At 36.1% G+C, this 238-nt stretch carries 1 protein-coding gene; it reads left to right on the top strand.

Annotation, left to right across the window (positions count from 1 at the left end; genetic code table 11):
* Positions 1–35 precede the first annotated feature (35 nt).
* The coding region (locus ACY2RT_RS15610; protein WP_490156832.1) for a DUF6503 family protein at positions 36–238 on the top strand (203 nt) is incomplete at its 3' end.

Below are 238 nucleotides of genomic sequence, written 5' to 3'. Positions count from 1 at the left end.
ACAAGAATTATTATACCTATTTGTACAGCCTACCTATGAAACTGAAAGATCCGGGAACTATCGTTCATGAAAACCTAGCGCAACAAAAATTTAAAGGAAAAGATTATCTTGTTTTGAAGGTAACTTATAACGAAGCTACAGGTAAGGACGTTTGGTTCTCTTATTTTAATCCTAGAACCTATGCGATGGAAGTCTATCAATTCTTCAAAGGCGATCCCTCTAAGGAGGGAAAGGATAA

The sequence above is a fragment of the Ulvibacter sp. 2210JD10-4 genome (assembly GCF_058148525.1).
This window is presented reverse-complemented; position numbering and strand designations above follow the sequence as displayed.